This is a genomic window from Curtobacterium sp. 18060 (genome assembly GCF_902706105.1).
Lineage (GTDB): Bacteria > Actinomycetota > Actinomycetes > Actinomycetales > Microbacteriaceae > Curtobacterium.
Genome location: NZ_CACSJV010000043.1, coordinates 15957 through 32528 on the forward strand (window position 1 = coordinate 15957; position 16572 = coordinate 32528).

16 protein-coding genes are annotated in these 16572 nt (G+C 69.4%); 8 read left to right on the top strand and 8 right to left on the bottom strand.

Annotation, left to right across the window (positions count from 1 at the left end; all coding sequences use genetic code 11):
• Positions 1 to 133: 133 nt before the first annotated feature.
• The 3 genes from GVL05_RS15750 to GVL05_RS15760 all read right to left on the bottom strand — a co-directional run bounded on the left by GVL05_RS15750 (position 134) and on the right by GVL05_RS15760 (position 2021).
• A complete protein-coding gene (locus GVL05_RS15750; RefSeq protein ID WP_159573738.1) occupies positions 134 to 400 on the bottom strand; it encodes a GntR family transcriptional regulator in 267 nt (88 codons plus the stop codon).
• Between the two features lie 997 nt (positions 401 to 1397).
• A complete protein-coding gene (locus tag GVL05_RS15755) occupies positions 1398 to 1787 on the bottom strand; it encodes a helix-turn-helix domain-containing protein (RefSeq protein ID WP_159573739.1) in 390 nt (129 codons plus the stop codon).
• Between the two features lie 21 nt (positions 1788 to 1808).
• Positions 1809 to 2021 (bottom strand): hypothetical protein, encoded by a 213-nt coding sequence (locus GVL05_RS15760; RefSeq protein ID WP_159573740.1) that lies wholly within the window; start codon positions 2019 to 2021, stop codon positions 1809 to 1811.
• A gap of 447 nt (positions 2022 to 2468) precedes the next feature.
• Here GVL05_RS15760 and GVL05_RS15765 point away from each other — a divergent pair, with 447 nt between their 5' ends.
• Entirely contained in the window at positions 2469 to 3521 is a 1053-nt protein-coding gene (locus GVL05_RS15765; RefSeq protein ID WP_235036013.1) for a BLUF domain-containing protein, read from the top strand.
• Between the two features lie 767 nt (positions 3522 to 4288).
• Here GVL05_RS15765 and GVL05_RS15770 read toward each other — a convergent pair.
• Entirely contained in the window at positions 4289 to 4978 is a 690-nt protein-coding gene (locus GVL05_RS15770) for a TetR/AcrR family transcriptional regulator (protein ID WP_159573742.1), read from the bottom strand.
• Between the two features lie 94 nt (positions 4979 to 5072).
• Between GVL05_RS15770 and GVL05_RS15775 the strand changes: the two genes are divergently transcribed.
• Genes GVL05_RS15775 through GVL05_RS15800 form a run of 6 tightly spaced genes read left to right on the top strand, consistent with a single transcriptional unit; the run spans position 5073 to position 12591 of the window.
• Positions 5073 to 6101: an ABC transporter substrate-binding protein gene (locus GVL05_RS15775; RefSeq protein WP_159573743.1), complete on the top strand. Its 1029-nt coding sequence runs from the start codon at positions 5073 to 5075 to the stop codon at positions 6099 to 6101.
• Positions 6098 to 7123 (top strand): iron ABC transporter permease, encoded by a 1026-nt coding sequence (locus GVL05_RS15780; RefSeq protein ID WP_159573744.1) that lies wholly within the window; start codon positions 6098 to 6100, stop codon positions 7121 to 7123. The genes GVL05_RS15775 and GVL05_RS15780 overlap by 4 nt, the downstream gene beginning before the upstream one ends.
• Positions 7120 to 8184, top strand: coding sequence for an iron chelate uptake ABC transporter family permease subunit (locus GVL05_RS15785; RefSeq protein WP_159573745.1), 1065 nt, complete (start codon positions 7120 to 7122; stop codon positions 8182 to 8184). Before GVL05_RS15780 ends, GVL05_RS15785 begins: the two co-directional genes overlap by 4 nt.
• A gap of 2 nt (positions 8185 to 8186) precedes the next feature.
• A complete protein-coding gene (locus GVL05_RS15790) occupies positions 8187 to 9056 on the top strand; it encodes an ABC transporter ATP-binding protein (RefSeq protein WP_200849246.1) in 870 nt (289 codons plus the stop codon).
• Positions 9053 to 10852: an ABC transporter ATP-binding protein gene (locus GVL05_RS15795; RefSeq protein WP_159573746.1), complete on the top strand. Its 1800-nt coding sequence runs from the start codon at positions 9053 to 9055 to the stop codon at positions 10850 to 10852. Before GVL05_RS15790 ends, GVL05_RS15795 begins: the two co-directional genes overlap by 4 nt.
• Entirely contained in the window at positions 10849 to 12591 is a 1743-nt protein-coding gene (locus tag GVL05_RS15800) for an ABC transporter ATP-binding protein (protein WP_159573747.1), read from the top strand. The genes GVL05_RS15795 and GVL05_RS15800 overlap by 4 nt, the downstream gene beginning before the upstream one ends.
• Before the next feature lie 7 nt (positions 12592 to 12598).
• Here GVL05_RS15800 and GVL05_RS15805 read toward each other — a convergent pair whose 3' ends face one another.
• The 3 genes from GVL05_RS15805 to GVL05_RS15815 all read right to left on the bottom strand — a co-directional run bounded on the left by GVL05_RS15805 (position 12599) and on the right by GVL05_RS15815 (position 15276).
• Positions 12599 to 13108: a GNAT family N-acetyltransferase gene (locus GVL05_RS15805; protein ID WP_159573748.1), complete on the bottom strand. Its 510-nt coding sequence runs from the start codon at positions 13106 to 13108 to the stop codon at positions 12599 to 12601.
• A 9-nt stretch (positions 13109 to 13117) separates the two neighbouring features.
• Complete coding sequence (locus GVL05_RS15810; RefSeq protein WP_159573749.1) at positions 13118 to 13543, bottom strand: hypothetical protein; 426 nt, start codon at positions 13541 to 13543, stop codon at positions 13118 to 13120.
• Positions 13544 to 13839: 296 nt separating this feature from the next.
• The gene (locus GVL05_RS15815; RefSeq protein WP_159573750.1) at positions 13840 to 15276 is read right to left on the bottom strand and encodes an MFS transporter; all 1437 of its coding nucleotides are present in this window, start codon (positions 15274 to 15276) and stop codon (positions 13840 to 13842) included.
• Between the two features lie 85 nt (positions 15277 to 15361).
• Between GVL05_RS15815 and GVL05_RS15820 the strand changes: the two genes are divergently transcribed.
• A complete protein-coding gene (locus GVL05_RS15820; RefSeq protein ID WP_200849247.1) occupies positions 15362 to 15997 on the top strand; it encodes a TetR/AcrR family transcriptional regulator in 636 nt (211 codons plus the stop codon).
• 123 nt (positions 15998 to 16120) lie between these two features.
• On the opposite strand, the gene GVL05_RS15825 is transcribed toward GVL05_RS15820, so the two are convergent.
• The gene (locus GVL05_RS15825) at positions 16121 to 16276 is read right to left on the bottom strand and encodes a hypothetical protein (RefSeq protein ID WP_159573752.1); all 156 of its coding nucleotides are present in this window, start codon (positions 16274 to 16276) and stop codon (positions 16121 to 16123) included.
• Positions 16277 to 16572: the final 296 nt, after the last annotated feature.

A 16572-nucleotide genomic window follows, 5' to 3' on the forward strand; every position in this document is an offset into this window, starting at 1 on the left:
TGTTCCTAGCTCCGCCCCGACACCCGCGGAGAAACACCGGCCTCCACCGAGCTGCGGTCGAAAACGTCTGCCCCATGAGGCGCGTGTGGCGTTCGAGGACAAGTCCTAGCCGACAACATCTCACCGGGGCTACCTACGCCCGCGGCTCCCCAGCCGACACTGACGCAGGCGGCGGCTCGCAGGGTGGGGCGAAGAAGTCGCGGTAGCGGACCGGGCCGGCGATGAAGTAGCCGTCACCGGGCACCGACCCCACCACACCGTCGACTATCAGTGCCCGGTACGCGTTCAGGATCGTGTGGATGCTCAACCCGGACGTTGCTGCGGCGACTCGGTACGGCGGCAACTGATCACCCTCCACAAGGACGCCATCGGCGATGGCGTCCCGGACGAGCTGCTCCACTCGTTCCTGCAACGACCACCCCGACCGGCGATCAGACGACAGCACCACCCGGAACCTCCCTAGCGCGCTCGCGCCGGCAGGATGTTCATGGCTCATTGGGGTGTCCCTTGTCTGTGAGAAGCGCGGGGTGAGACACCGGATCAGTAGCAGCCCACCCCGCTGACAGCGGGAACCACCCAGCTGCTGCCACACAGTCTGCACGAACCGACGGCTCGTACCGTGCAACCGATGAGCCACCCATCTTCTCGACGGCGGAAGCCCACCCCGGTTCGCCGGCCGCGCGGGAGCCTGCGCATGCACTGGTGGCAATGGGTACTCCTCGGCGCCCTTGCCGCCGTCACGGCAACGCTGCTGGTGGCCGCGCTGACGCTCAAGTAGGTCCGGCATGCCGCTACCAGCGAAAGTGGGTTCCCGGGGGTGGTGGAACGTTCGGGTCATCCCGCCACCCCCGGGATAGCGCACTCCCCCACCAGCCTCACGGCAGGAACGGCAAGTCTCTCGAACGGGAAACGAGTGTCACGCAAGCATCACTGCCGCGGAGCGCTCCACACAGCATAGAACCGACGCGGTGCCGGCGGGCCTTGCTGTCCGGTTCCCCGAAAGAAGTTCGGGATGTCGGCCACGCACCCAACGCCGCCGACATCCCGCACGCGCCGCATCCTGACCCGAACAGGGGGCGCACCACCAAGCGTGCGAGCACACGCATGTGCGGACAAGTCGGCACTACAGAGGACTCCGCTTTGGCGACGGACCGAACGGGGCGTGTCTGGCCGCCACCCGAAGGCGGCCAGACATCCCGGAGCGACACCACACAAACGCGGTTTCAGCTGCGGAGCAGATACCCGAACCTGCTCATGAACAGAGTCAAACAGCCCTCACCACGCGCATCCATCCCCAAAACAGGGGGAACGATCGTTCTCTCACGCCGGACCCGACGCGATACCGGTCTGCGTATCTGCCCCTGGCAGCCGCAACTCCAGGGCACTCGCTGGAGCCGTCAGGCCGGCAACTGGGCGCGGGCGGCGTGTGCGGTCTCGGACGGTGTCTCACCGTACTGGGCCCGGTAGTAGCCGGAGAACCGGCCGAAGTGCGCAATCCCACTCGCCGCCGCAGCCGTTCCGACTGGCTGATACGGGTTCGCGAGGATCATCTGCCGTGCCCGGTGCAACCGCAGCACCCGGACTACGAGGGAGGGCGGCATCCCCAGGTCCCGCTGGAACGCTTCCTGCAGGCCCCGTTTGCTGTAGCCGCTCGCCGCCGCGATCTCCGGCGCCGTCAGCCGCCCCCGATACCGCGACCCGATACATTCCAACGCCCGAGCCACCGCCGGCTTCTGCGCACCAACATCGATCCCCACCGCTGCAAGCTCGCCCGACGACGCCGACATGCACCGACCGTAGACCCACGGTCACGAATCGAGGAAGCTCCCCCCAAGGACGGCCGCCGCAGCCGGCACGGTCTGCTCGAGACGGTAGAACGCACCGATCTCGGTGTCACCGTCAACATCGGTGAGGAAAGACGCTCCGTTCTCAAGGATCACCCGGCCGACGACTCGGTCCGTCCGGCTCTCGATGACGTCCCACTGCGTCTCCGACCGACCCCGCAACCGCAACGCGTTCACACCAACACCCCATCCCTGCCCGGCCACGCTCTCGGGAACCGGGACAGCATGATGCTCACATACCGTCAACGCCCACCCCGCAGGGCCCACCGCGTGCGGACGAAACGACACCGCGACCATTCCCGGGAGCCGGCAACCATGCCAAGCACATCGCACCTCCCAGAACACGCCCGTCAACACCGTCGCACCCTCAATCCCCGGCAACGGCATCGCACGGCCGCGACGGGACCGTAACGCGCCACGGGCACTCGTCGCGAACCCGGCAGCACCACACCGACGTAAGCGGATACGACACCACCGCTCGTTCCTGCCACGAGCACCACCGCCCGAAAGCCGATCCTCTGTCGGACGAGTGACCAGGTGGCTCGAATGTGGGGTTGTGGCATGTCGGCTGGGGTCGTTGACTCGTGGTGACGTCACATCCGGCCAGCAGGGAGACCAGGACTGATGCGTTCAATCGTGTACACCAGCACCCAGACCCGTCCGATCACGGACACCGAGCTCGCACAGATCCTCGCGGTCGGCCGGGAGAAGAACACCGCGCTCGGGGTGACGGGGATCCTCGCGCACAAGGGCGACAACTGTCTCGGGATCCTCGAGGGCGACGACGACGTGGTGCAAACCCGGTTCGAGCAGGTCCGCATCGACCCCCGCCACACCAACGTCCGTGTCCTCCTCGACGAGCAGATCGGGCAGCGGTCGTTCCCGGACTGGTCAATGGCATTCCAACCCCTCGACCCCCTCATGCAGCACGTGCCCGGCTTCAGCGACCTCTTCGCCGGCAGCCGACCGCTCGACTCCGCTGCAGGCCTCACCCGCGCCCGCGGACTGTTGGACTGGTTCCGGAAGCACCCCCTGGCACCGTTGACAAGCCGGACCGCAGCCGACGAGGAAGCACCCCGGACCCGGGCGATCAACGGTGCGATCACCGCCCTCCACGACGGCGGCGTGACCCGGTTCACCCTCAACCTCGCCGCCGAACACGCAGGGATGAGCTCGGAATCGGTGCGGGAGTTCTTCCCCACCGACCGTGCACTGCTCGCAGCGACCGTGGAACGGTGGACGCAAGCGATCTCCGCACCCCTGGCACCCCTGATCAGTGAGAAGGGCACCGTCGCGTTCCTGCACGCCCTGATGACGGCACATGCCGAAGAACCGGCGCTGATGGAGCTGCTGGCCTACAGTCTCGCCTCCTCCGCAGACCCAACCCTGGACGGCGCGGACTACTACCGGTCCGCGTACCGACGGTTCCGCGAAGTCATCCACGAGGGCCTCGTCGCGGACGTGCGGGACGGCCGGGAGCCGGCGACGATGGACCCGGTCCGCGGCGCGAAGCAGCTCCTCGCCCTCTACGACGGCCTCCGCCTGCAACACCTACTCACCGCCGACACAGACGTCGTCAACGAGTTCGACCGCGCCGCCGCACGCATGCGCCGCGGCTGGTCCGAACAGTACGAACAACCCACCTACTGGGACATCCCCATCGCCCCACCCAGCTGACGAGCTCATGGACCCGGGCAGGGGTGCAGCTCACCTCAGGCAGCACCAACCCGGATACGGGCGTACGCAAGGGGATGCCCGGGCGGTCGTCGTTGGTCCGGGTCCGGAGACAATCGCCCGCGCGCTACAACGCCGTCAAATTCGACGCATGATCAAGACGAAGTCAGCCCGGAAAACAGGGAATCGGGCACCCGCACCTAGGGAACGCGGGGTAGCCCCAGTGACGCTACGCCGCATCGGCCTCACGGCTCACAGACCGACCTTGCCTGGAACCTCGAACCCCAACCACCGTGCGCGCCCGCCGTTGAATCGAGCAGGCCGCCCCACGGTTTCTAGCCAGCTGGCGGCAACGGGTCACCTTGGTGGTGACCAACTCCGCCCAAATGCTCGCCGCAGGACGACGCCCCAGTCTGCGTCGGTGATCATTCCCGTCGACGCCTCCGTGCTGAACTGGCCATGCTCATACTGCAGAGGCGCTTGTCCCACCAGGTGCTCGCCGAGCTGCTCGGTGACGTGCCACGTCTTCCTCGCCGTCTCCGACGGCACCAACACCAGCTGCAGGCGATGACCGTGCACCGAAACCGTGGGCGGAAGCTGCGGAATACGAGGCGGCATGCGCTCATTTCACGCCCTCCCCCACCAAACCCCCGCAGACACGCTGACACGCTGACGCACCCGAGCACCGAACCGTCCACTGCGCCGTCGGCAACCAGGTGAGGCGGCGGGGCCAGTTCCGATAATGGCGCGTCGGCACTACTAGTTCAAACTTAGGCACTTGGCCGCAGCACCGATTCAAGACCGGCAATGGTCGTCTCGACAACCAGTGCGAGATACGCTCGCCGCGCTTCCCGAGCCACCGCTCCGCCCGCTGCAAACGCCCCGACGAAATCGTCACGCATGGACTGCAGACGCTCCGATGCTCCCTCTTGCGAGAAGTCCGTCATCATCGTGACATGGTCACGAGGGCCGTCGTCCTCGTGCTGCCGACGATCGTCGCCGAGCGACACCGACATCATGGTGTTATTGAGGAGTACCGCCAGCGCCGCGTTGACCCTGTCCCCGAATCCACCGTTAGCCAGCACCCTAAGCCCGGCTTCGAGCACCGGCTGCGCCGTGGCGATGACCGGACCGTGCATCAGGATCCACTTCGCAACTCCCGGCGTCTCCGTGGCGAGTGTGGCTACGTTAACGAGGGCCCCGCGGAACCAGTCCTGCCACGGCAGGTCCTCGGGCGGCAGGCGGATCTGCTGGAGGAATCTCTCGACGACGCTGCGGCTCAGCAGGTCCTTCCCGCCGACGTGGTGGTAGATCACCGAAGGTGCAACGTCGAGACGACCGGCGAGGTCGCGGATCGACCACGACGCCAGGTGCGACTCCCTGGTGAGTTTCACCGCGACGTCTACAACGCGGTCGGGCGTCAATCCGACGTGGAACGACTGCTCGAGCTTCCGTGGCACCCGTTAACCCTACGCGTGGCTCGCTTCGACTGGCGTCTTATTAGAACAGTGTTCTAGGATGAGAATGATCATCATCTGAACCCGAAAGGTCGACATGCTCCGTCGTGTCCCCGCCTCGGCAGCCATCGTGCTCGCCGCCGCTCTCGTCGCCTCCCTCGCCGGATGCTCCACCTCGAGCTCCGACGCGAGCGCGGACGACGCTCCCCCCACCCGCACGATCACCGACGTCGCGGGCAGGCAGGAGATCCCGACGAACCCGAAGCGGATCATCGCCGTGGACGAGAACGCCGCGCTCAACCTGCTCAGCATCGGTATCACTCCCACCGTCGCATTCGACTCGTGGAACACGACCGTCCCCGCCAACGTCATCAAGGCCGCCGGGGTGCAGGTCGAACACGTCGGTGGCTCCACAGCGTTCCCGAGCCTCGAGAAGGTCGCCGCCGAGAAGCCCGACCTCATCGTCGCGACGCAGTCCGAGGGCCAGGGCATCAAGCTACCGAAGTACGGGCAGGTTGCCCCGACGGTGCACGCGCTCTACACCGCGTCCTGGCAGGACGTCGTCTCGGCCTACGGCGAGTACTTCGACCGCAAGGCCCAGGCGGACAAAGTCATGGACGCACTCGAACAGGACACGGCCGACATCAAAGCCTCGCAGCCGTCGCCCCCCATGTCCGTCTCGGTCCTGATGTCATACGCGCAGCAGAACCTCATCCTGAGCATGGACTCCTCGAACACGATCTCGACCCTCATCGCGGACGCCGGTTTCACACGCCCCGAGTCCGCGGCCGCGAAGGTCGACGCGTCGCAGTCGTACGGCGGCTGGTCGCAGCTCTCCCCCGAGAACCTCGCGGAACACGATGCCGACGTCGTCGCGATCACCTCCGGCACGAACTACGACCCGAAAACGATCACGGACCTCGCGGTCTTCCCGACGCTCGCCGCGTCGAAGGCCGGCAAGACCCCGACCGTCGACGGCGACTTCTGGAGCGGCGGCTACGGGTTCTCGACCTACTGGGTGCTTCAAGACCTGAAGGGGTTCCTGGCCGGTGACGACACCGCGGGTGACGCGTCCGACGCCCGCGCACGGTGGAAGGCATTCGAGAAGGAGATTGGCCAGTCGTGACGACACTCGACGCGCCCCTGCGGGCGCCGAGTCGACCGATCACCGCCCCTGCGATCACCCTCGTGATTGGCCTCGTGCTGCTCGCGACGCTCGCCGGGTGCGGCGTCTTCGTCGGGGCGAGCTTCCTCTCCCCCGCCGACGTCGTCGCATCGCTCCGGCACGAATCCGCCGCTGCCACCGTGGCGGTGATCGACGGCATGCGCATCCCACGGACGCTGCTCGGCATGGTCGTCGGCGCCGCGCTCGGCCTGGCCGGTGCACTCATGCAGGCACTCACCCGCAACCCGCTCGCGGACCCGGGGCTGCTCGGCGTGAACGCCGGCGCCGGACTCGCGGTCGTGATCGGGGTCGCCGCGTTCGGCGCGACGGCGTTCGTGCAGCAGATCGGGCTTGCCCTGGTGGGAGCGCTCGTGGTGTCCGTCGCGGTCTACGCAATCGGGTTCTCCGGGCGGGCGACCCCGGCGACCCTCGTGCTCACCGGTACGGCGTTCTCGGCCGTCTGCCTCGGCATCACGAACGGCCTCTCGCTCGTCGACCCTGCCGACTTCAACGTGCTCCGCGGATGGTCCTCAGGGTCCCTGGCGAACCGCGACATCGCGACCGTGGGGCTCACCGCGGCACTCGTGCTCGTCAGCGCGGTCCTCGCCGTGTTCGTCGCGGCTCCCCTCGGGCAGCTCGCGCTCGGCGACGACCTCGCACGTGGCCTCGGCGTCAATGTGACCGGCGTCCGGATAGCGGCTGCTGCCGCAATCACTTTGCTCGCCGGCGTTGCGACGGCAGCGGCCGGCCCCATCGTCTTCGTCGGCCTCATGGTGCCCCAGCTGGCAAGGGTCGTCTCCGGCCCGCGCATCGGCTGGATCCTCGCGCTCAGCGCGGTCGGCGGTGCCGACCTGACCCTGCTCGCCGACGTCGTCGGCCGCCTCGTCATCTGGCCCGCGGAGGCGCCGGCCGGGCTCATCACGGCGATCATCGGCACCCCCGTGCTCGTCATGATCGCGCGCGGACGGCGGGTCACCGCATGACCGGCCTGGAGACGCGTGGCGCATCCGTCGTGTTCGGTCGCGGCCGTCGGACGGTGCGGAACAGCGCGTTCTCGGCGATCGTGAACACCCGCGTCGGTGGAACGGTCGCGGTCAGTGCGGTCGTCTGCGCCGTGGCGCTCGTGGTCGCCCTGTGCAGCGGTGCTCTCCCGCTCGCGCCCACCGAGGTCTGGAGCGCCCTCCTCGGGCACGCCACGCCGTTCACCACGAAGGTCGTCGTCGAGTGGCGCCTGCCACGCGCGGTGGCCGCCATCGTGTTCGGCGCCGCAGCCGCCCTCACCGGGGCCCTCGTGCAGTCGCTCACCAGGAATCCGCTGGGCAGCCCGGACGTAATCGGCCTCAACGCCGGCGCGTACACCGGCGCGCTGGTCGGCATCACCGCGTTCGGTGGCGCCGTCCTCGCCGTGACCACCGGGGCCTTCATCGGCGGGATCGCGACCGCGCTTCTCGTCTGGGGACTGTCCGCCGGTCGGGGACGCACCGGGGACGCCTTCGTCATCGTCGGTGTCGGGATCGCGTCCGCGCTGACGGCGGTGAACTCGATCATCGTGCTCCGTGCCACGACCGCGGTCGCGACGCGGGCCACCGTCTGGGGACAGGGGTCGCTCGACGAAGTCAGGTGGCCGCAGCTGACCGCGATCTGCGCGGTCCTCATCGTCCTCGCGCCGTTCGTGGTCGTCGCCGCGTCGTCGGTCCGGTCATTTGAACTCGGTGACGACCTGGCGTCCGGGCTCGGCGTGCGGATCGGTGTCGCGCGCGGGACAATGCTCACCGTCGCGGTCCTCATCACGGCTGCCGTGACGAGCGTCGCCGGACCGATCATGTTCCTCGCGCTTGTCTCCCCGCACCTCGCCCGGTTTGTGACACGGTCGGCCGGCACCACGTTGGTCGGCTCGGCCGCGGTCGGCGCAGCGCTCCTCAGCGTCTCCGACTTGGTCGCCCAGTACGCCCTGCCCGAACCCGTCCCGGTCGGTGTCGTCACCGTGGTCGCTGGCGGCGGCTACTTCATCGTGCTGCTTGTGCAGCGTCTCAAGAAAGGGTGAGCGTGCCTGATCTTCTCACCGATCCCGGTCGCATCGGTCTCCGGTCGGCGCGACTCGGCTACGGCGACCGCGTGGTCGCCGACGACCTCGATCTCGACATTCCCGACGGTGCGCTGACAATCATCATCGGGCCGAACGGGTGCGGCAAATCGACCGCGCTCCGCACCATGGCGCGGCTCATGCGCCCGAAGGCCGGTTCAGCGTTCCTCGACGGCCGCGACCTGGCGTCGTACGGGTCCCGCGAACTCGCCGTCCGACTCGGCTTCCTGCCCCAGACCTCGGTCGCGCCGGAGTGCATCCGCGTCGCGGAGCTCGTCGCTCGCGGACGGCACCCGCACCGCCGGCGGATGCAGCGCTGGACGGAGGCCGACGAGCAGGTCGTCGCGAACGCGATGCGCTGGACCGGGGTGTCGGATCTGTCCGATCGACCGGTCGATGAGCTCTCCGGCGGGCAGCGCCAGCGGGTGTGGATCGCGATGGCCGTCGCGCAGGACACTCCGGTGCTCCTGCTCGACGAGCCGACGACCTATCTCGACATCACCCACCAGCTCGACGTCCTCGACCTCTGCCGTGTCCTCACCGACCGTCCCGGGCGCACCACGGCGATCGTGCTGCACGATCTCAACCACGCGTGTCGGTACGCCGACCACCTCGTCGCGATGCGCGGCGGCACCGTGATGGCGGCCGGTCGTCCGGCGGAGATCGTGACCCCCGAGCTCATACGGGCGGTCTTCGACGTCGACGCGATGGTCATCCCGGACCCGACGACGGGCGCACCGCTCGTTGTGCCCATCAGCAGCGGCCACCAGCACGCGGCTACGGCGGCGCCACAGCCGCCGGTCACGACCGAACCTGCGGGGAGGCAGGCATGACCGAGACCACACCAGACACCGGCAGCGGAGCCTTCTGGCAACTCGCCCGACCAATCCGCGGTCGCATCGTCCTCGCGGGGACACTCGCCGGCCTCGGCGGTCTCGTCGGCCTCGCGACTGCGGTCATCCTGTATGTCCTGGCACGTGATCTCGTCGACGGCGGCACCGACCTGACGCGGCTCTGGACGCTCGTCGTGGCGCTCGTCGTCGCGCTCGTTGTCTCCCAGTCGTGCACCACGGTCGGCTACATCGTCAGCCACGTCGCCGACGCGGACTTCGCCGGACACCTGCGGCAGCGGCAGATCAGCAAGCTTTTCACGCTCCGGCTGGACTGGTTCTCGCGCACGGCGTCCGGTCGGGTGAAGAAACTCGTGCAGGACGACGTCCAGAAGGTGCACCAGCTCGTCGCCCACGTCGTCCCCGACACCGTGAACGGACTCGTCCGGCCGATCGGCAGCCTCGTGGTGCTCTTCGTGCTCGACTGGCACGTCGGGCTCGTGGCGCTGGTCCCGCTGGTGTGCGCTGTCGCCGTGCTGCCGCTGATGGCAAAGGACCTGTCCGCCCAGTTCACGAAGTACGACAGCGCGCTCGGCGAGCTATCCGCCGCGATCGTCGAGTTCGTCCGCGGCATCGCGCCGATCAAGGTGTTCGAGGTGTCGGGTCGCGGACACCGCCGCTTTGCCGCGAGCGCCCGGTCGCACCACGAGTTCTACATGGAGTGGATGGGTGCCACCGCGTGGGGCTCGGCGCTCGTCATGGTCGCCACCTCGCCGGCCTTCGCGATCCTCGTGAACGGTGTCGGCGCGACCATCCTTGTGCTCACGGTCGGACTGCACCCGGCGGTCGTCGTGCCGGTCGTGCTGCTGTCGGTGAACATCGCGACGCCGCTCTACATGCTCGTGCAGATGCAGCGCTACCTCCGCGAGGCCAACGGGAGCGCCGCGAACCTCGTCGGCTTTTTCGCGCTGCACGGTGCTCCGGCACCGGACTCGTCGGCAGTTCCCGACGGCCACCGTCTCGAGCTCGACCACGTCACCTTCGCGTACGAGGACGGACCCCGCGCCGTCGACGACGTGTCGGTGGCCCTCGAACCCGGCACCGTCACAGCGCTCGTGGGCCCCTCGGGCTCCGGCAAGTCGACACTCGCCTCGCTCGTGCCCCGGCTCGTTGACCCCGATTCCGGTGTCGTCCGGCTCGGCGGCCTCGACCTGCAGACGATCGACCCGGCACGCACCTACCGCGAGGTCGGGTTCGTCTTCCAGCAGCCCTATCTGCTCCGGATGTCCGTGCGCGACAACATCTCCGTCGGCCGACCCGACTCGACGGACGCCGAGGTCGAACAGGCCGCTCGAGCCGCGCAGATCCACGACCGGATTACCCGGCTGCCGAACGGCTACGACACCATCGTGGGCGAAGACGCGCACCTGTCCGGCGGTGAACAGCAGCGACTCTCGATCGCCCGGGCACTCCTGCTCGACACCCCGCTCCTCGTACTCGACGAGGCCACCGCGTTCGCCGACCCCGACTCCGAGGCCGAGATCCAGCGTGCGCTCGCGGTCCTCACCCGCGACCGGACCCTCCTCGTCATCGCGCACCGCCTGCACACCATCACGGGCGCCGACCGGATCGTCGTGCTCGACGCCGGCCGGGTCGCCGAGTCCGGCACCCACGACGGCCTCGTCGCAGCCGACGGCCTCTACGCGCGGATGTGGTCGACCTACCAGCGCACCCGATCCACCTCGCTGCACGACGACCCGCGGGCGATCGCCCCCCACGACCAGGAGGCCACCCGATGATCCGCAACCTCTTCCGTCTCGTGGACGACGCAGAACGACGCGCGCTCCGCAGGTACCTCGTCCTCGCCGTGGCGGCGACCGTCCTCGTGTCCGCGACGATCGCGGCGCTCGTGCCGCTCATCGCCGCGCTCGTCGATCGATCCACCGGCAGACCGGACGCCGACGTGGTGACGCCGTTCGTCGTGCTGGTCTGTCTGGGGATCGCGGCCGGCGTCCTCGACGTCGCGTCCACCGTCGTTGGACAGCTGCTCGGCGGTCGGCTCATCCTCCGCATGCACGAGGTCATGGCGGACCGGATCGCCCGTCTGCCGCTCGGGTGGTTCACCGGCGACCGGGCGAGCGGCCTCAACACCGTCGCCGCCGGTGGCGTGACGTTCGCGGCGAACGCTCCCGATTCGCTCTTCCGGCCGCTCCTCGCCGCCACGATCGCGCCGGTCCTGCCCGCGGTCGTCCTGCTCATCGTGGAGTGGCGGATCGGCCTGGTCGTCATCGTCGGTGCCGTGCTCGTCGCACTGGTGTGGCGGGCGACCCGACGTCGCGACGCACAGTTCGACGCCCGCGTCGACGAGCTGAACGGCGAGGGCAGCGCCCGCGTCCTCGAGTTCGCCTCCGCGCAGCCCGCCGTCCGCGCGGCCGGTGCGGACTCGATCGCGGAACGCAGCGTCCGGTCAGCGATCGAGGGCCAGCGATCCGCTGCTCGGCGGTCCCAGATCGCACGTGGGTGGTCGATGTCGTCGTACGCGGCGACCGCCCACCTCGTCGTGCTCGTGGCGGTCGCCCTCACCGTGTGGCTGGTCGTCGACGGCTCCCTGCCGATCGGTCCCGCCGTCGCGACGACCGTCGTCGTGGTCGTCCTCGAGTGGCTGGCGCTGCACGGGCTGCCGTTCGGCGAGGGCACCGCGCTGGCGAACCGCGCGCTCGAGCGGTTGGTGGGGCTCGTCGACGAACCGACCCTGCCGGAACCGGAGCGCCCCGCGGAGCCGGCCGACGCCTCCGTCTCGTTCGAGGAGGTGTCCTTCGGCTACGTCCCCGGCACCACCGTCGTGCACAACGTTTCGTTCACCGCGCCCACGGGCGGCATGACCGCGATCGTGGGTCCCTCCGGGTCCGGCAAAACGACGCTGACACGGTTGGCGGCGCGGTTCTTCGACGTGGACGCTGGCACTGTCCGCATCGGCGGTGTCGACGTCCGCGACCTCGGCACAGCTCGCGCGCTGGAGCAGGTGTCGGTGGTGTTCCAGGACGTCTACCTGTTCCAGGGCAGCCTGCGCGAGAACATCCGGCTCGGGCGCGCGGACGCGACCGACGCCGAGGTGCTCGACGCCGCCGAGCGAGCGGGCGTCGCCGAGATCGCCGAGCGACTGCCGCACGGGTACGACACGGTAGTGGGCGAGGGCGGCGGAACGCTCTCCGGCGGCGAGCGTCAGCGTGTGTCGATCGCCCGCGCGCTGCTCAAGGACGCGCCGGTGGTGCTCCTCGACGAGGCCACCGCGGCGCTCGACATCGAGAGCGAGGCCCTCATCCAGCACGGGCTCGCCGAACTGTCGGGGAAGAAGACCCTCATCGTCGTCGCGCACCGGCTGCAGACGATCCGCCAGGCCGACCGGATCGTGGTGCTGACGCACGACGGCGGCGTCGAAGCGGTCGGCGACCACGAAACGCTCCTGTCCTCGAGCGCGATCTACGCGGGGTTCTGGGCGAATCGGCAGGAGAGCGACACCTGGAGCGTGCGCGGCTGAGGCGCGCTCAGCCGCGCACGTGCGCCGGCGGCCCCTGCTCCGGTCTCCGGAACCAAACGGTCGCCGGCTCGCATTCCTCGTGCTCGACACGGTCGGGGCCAAAGCCGTGCCGCTCGTAGAAGCGTCGCGCCCAGTCGTTGCCCTCGATGAACTCGACGAAGACGGCCGATGGCCGATGGCCGATGGCCGATGGCCCGACCGTGTCGAGCATCGCCTGTATGAGTGCGTGACCCGATCCGGTGCCCTGCTGATCGGGGACGACGTAGAGCTTCCATATCACCGGTTCGGTGCCGAGCGTCGCGGTGCCGACGACCCGGTCCCCAATCTCCGCGACGAACGTCGTGTCGCGGGTGATCGTGGCGAGGACGGCGTCCGCTGACCACCACGCCGCGAGTCCGCAGAGCACGTGGTCGGGTGAGGTGAAGGCCAAGTATGTGGGCGGCCAGGTCAGCAGGCCAACCGTCTGCACCGCGGCAACGTCGCTCCGGACCGCGCGTCTGACCGAGATGGCGGTCATGCATCCAGCTTACTGAGAACCGCTGTCATCGAGGCCGATCGGCCACGACTCACCTGCTGAGTCGGAGTAATTGCCGCAGTCGCCCGACGCTCGCTGGAGACGACGGCCTGCCCGCAGCCGCGGTCTCGAACCGGGACCGGACGCCGGGGTGTCGATGCCGTACCCGATGGCAACGAGCGCCCGAGCCGTCGCGCCGGTGCCGAGTGGCTCGACGTACGGGCAGCTCGCTGAGCCGATCCGCACGTCGACGATGCCCTTCACTCGCGCCACGTCGGGCATCTGCGCCTCGAGTAGATCAACGAGCGCATCGGCCGAGACCGGCTCGGACAGCTCCCTGGTCACCGCGTCGGCGTGGTGGTGCACGTGCTCCGACTCCGCCAGCCCCGAGAAGTCGAGCTCGTCGGAGGCGGCGCGCTCGGCAATGTCGAAGAGCACCGCGGGATCGACGGCACCGCGGACGGCCAGCACCACCACCGCGCGCGGACGACCGGCGACGCCACCGCCTGGTGGTGGTGTCGGATGCCAGGCCGACGGTCGGGCTCGACGGCACCGCGCTCGACGAGGCCGCGGCGGTCGACGAACTGCGTGCCGTACTCCGCGACGTCGCACTCCGGGTGCCGGACGTCGTGTTGCAGCCGGTCGGTATCCCGGCGGACAGGCGTCACGAGCGTGACACTCGCCCGTTCCGGGACGCAGGGTTCAGGGTGCTCGGTGATGCGCGATCCTGAGCCTCAGGATCGCGCCACCGGAGCCGGTTCCACCGCGTCGCTCCGAATGGCGGCGAACCCGCGTCCGGGCAGCACGATCGCGGCGACCACCGCGGCGGCGACGAGCAGGAGCGCCGCCACGCCGAGCGCCGCCCGGTAGCCGTCGCCCACGGCGGAGGCGGACGTCGCGGCGCCGGTGACGTGCGCCGAGACGGTCACGAGGACGGCGAGACCGACGGTGCCACCGAGCTGGCGCGAGCTGTTCAGCACGCCGGAGGCGACACCGGCATCCCGGGCAGGCAGTCCTTCGGTCGCGGCGCCACCGAGGACGACCATCGCGCCGCCGATCCCGACCGCGCCGAGCAGGCTCGGTCCGAAGACACCGGTCCACACGTTCACGTCGGTGGGCATCAGCCCAAACCAGCCAAGCCCCGCAGCGCCGAGGAGCCCCAGCACGCTCAGGGCCCACCGGGTCCCCAGGGCTCGACGCAGGCGCGACGCGAGCGCGATGCCGAGGACGATGAAGGCGCAGAACGGCAGGAAAAGCACGCCCGCGAGCACCGGCTCGAGCCCCCACACCTGCTGCATGAACAGCGAGCAGAAGTAGAACGCGGCCAGCTGCCCGGCGGACAGCAAGAACCCGAAGGCGTTCGCGCCCGTCACCGTGCGATGCGCGAAATGCGACAGGGGCATGATCGGGTGCGCGCTCCGGTGCTCGACCACCACGAAGGCGGCGAGGAGCACGACGGCCGCCGCGAACCCGAGCAGCGCGGTCGCCGACGCCCACCCGTCGGCCCCGGCCTGTGCCACCGCCCAGACGACGGCGGCAACGCCGAGCGTGACGAGCACCGCACCCGGAACGTCGAGCGGCTCCCGACGCGCGTGCCGCTCGTGGCGCGGGATGCCGCGCGCGGCGGCGACCGCTGCCACGACGATGATGGGGACGTTCACCAGGAGCACCCAGCGCCAGCCCAGCGTGTCGGAAAGCAGCCCGCTCAACACGACGCCGACCGCTCCGCCACCGGCGCCCGCCGCGCCCCACAGCGCCATGGCGCGGCCGCGGACCGGGCCCTCCGCGACGTTCGCCTGGATGATCGCGAGCGACGCCGGGGCGACGAGTGCCCCCGCCAGCCCCTGCGCTGCCCGAGCTCCGACGAGCACCGCCGACGATCCCGCGGCCGCGCCGACGACGCTCGCGACGAGGAAGACCGCGAGCCCGACGAGCACGACGGGCCGGCGGCCGAACAGGTCGCCGAGCCGCCCGCCGAGCAGCAGGAGTCCCGCGAACACGAGCATGTAGGCGGTGACGACCCACTGCAGACCGGTGGGCGTGAACCCAAGGTCGGTCGCGATCGACGGCAGTGCGACGTTGAGCAGTGCCGCGTCGAGGGCGACGAGGAACTGCAGGACGAAGACGGTGGTGAGCAGCGCGCCCACCCGCGCTTCCCTCGGGACGATCATGGAGCCTCCTTGCGATTCGTACGCATACGGTTTCGTACGCGTACGAACGCTAGTACGCTTGCGGGACGCGCACAAGGGAGGCACCGTGACGGGATCGATCGACCGGGACACGATCGTCCGGACCGCCCGTCGGATGCTCGAACAGGACGGCGTCGACGCCCTAAGCATGCGCCGACTCGCGACCGAGCTCGGGTCCCGGCCGATGTCGCTCTACTACTACGTGCCGAGCAAGGACGACCTGCTGCTCGCCGTGCTCGAAGCGGTCGCCGCCGAGATCCCGTGGGCCGCGCCTTCCGCCGGTACCGAGCCACGCGACCGGATGCTGCAGGTGGTGGTCGACATGGCGGACCGGCTGCGCGACGTCGGCTGGGTCGTGGACGTCCTCCGGGCCGGCACCCACGTCGGCATCCCCGCACTCGCCCTCGCCGACCGCTTCATCGGAGCCGCGCGACAAGCTGGAGCCACGGCGCAGCAGGCGCTCGACACCTGGCGGGCGTGCTGGTACCTCGTTGCCTCGGAGCTCCAGTGGCAGCGTTCACTCCAGCTCCGCGGACCCGAGGATGCGTCGTGGTACGAGCGCGTCGATCCCGCCGACCTCGCCGACGTCCCCGAGGTGCGGACGCTGATCGGCGAGTGGTCGTCCCTGTCCGCCCACTTTGACCTGGAGGCAGTGCTCGCTGCGCAGATCGACGGTGCGATCGCACACTTCGGCGCCCGCTGACGTAGCGGTAGCGCTCACTGGTGGGCGTGTGCGCGCTTGCGTAGAACGGGCGGGACAACCACGGTTGTTCCGCCCGTTCTCGTGTACAGCCTCCCGAACGCCGCGTTCGGTGACGCTGGACTCCTACCGGTCCTTCGCCTCCGTGCCGTACTGCTGTCCGTACTTCTCGCAGACCGCCTCTTCTGCGACGTTGCGAATCGTCCCCTCGCCGCCGTCAACCGCTGCATCGATCAGGTCCTGCACATCGAGTGCGAGACGGGTGCTGAACGGGACCGTCACCTCGCGCCGAGGTCGGCCGCGGCGCGGCGGCGGAGTCGCATTCGGCGACGCCGGGACGGACCAACCCGCCCGTACCGTGAGTGTGTACCCTCCCACACCGTCGACGCTCTCACTACCGCTCAGCGAAGCTGCACAAGCACACGCAGGAGACGCATCCGGGGGACCGTCCGGGACTGCTGCAGGTTGGGTTGACTCCTGACCTCTGAGGACTTGGTCCTCGGTGGAAGGATGTCGATCATGGCCAAGCCTTATCCGGAGGAGTTCCGACGCGATGTGGTCGCGGTTGCCCGCCGGGG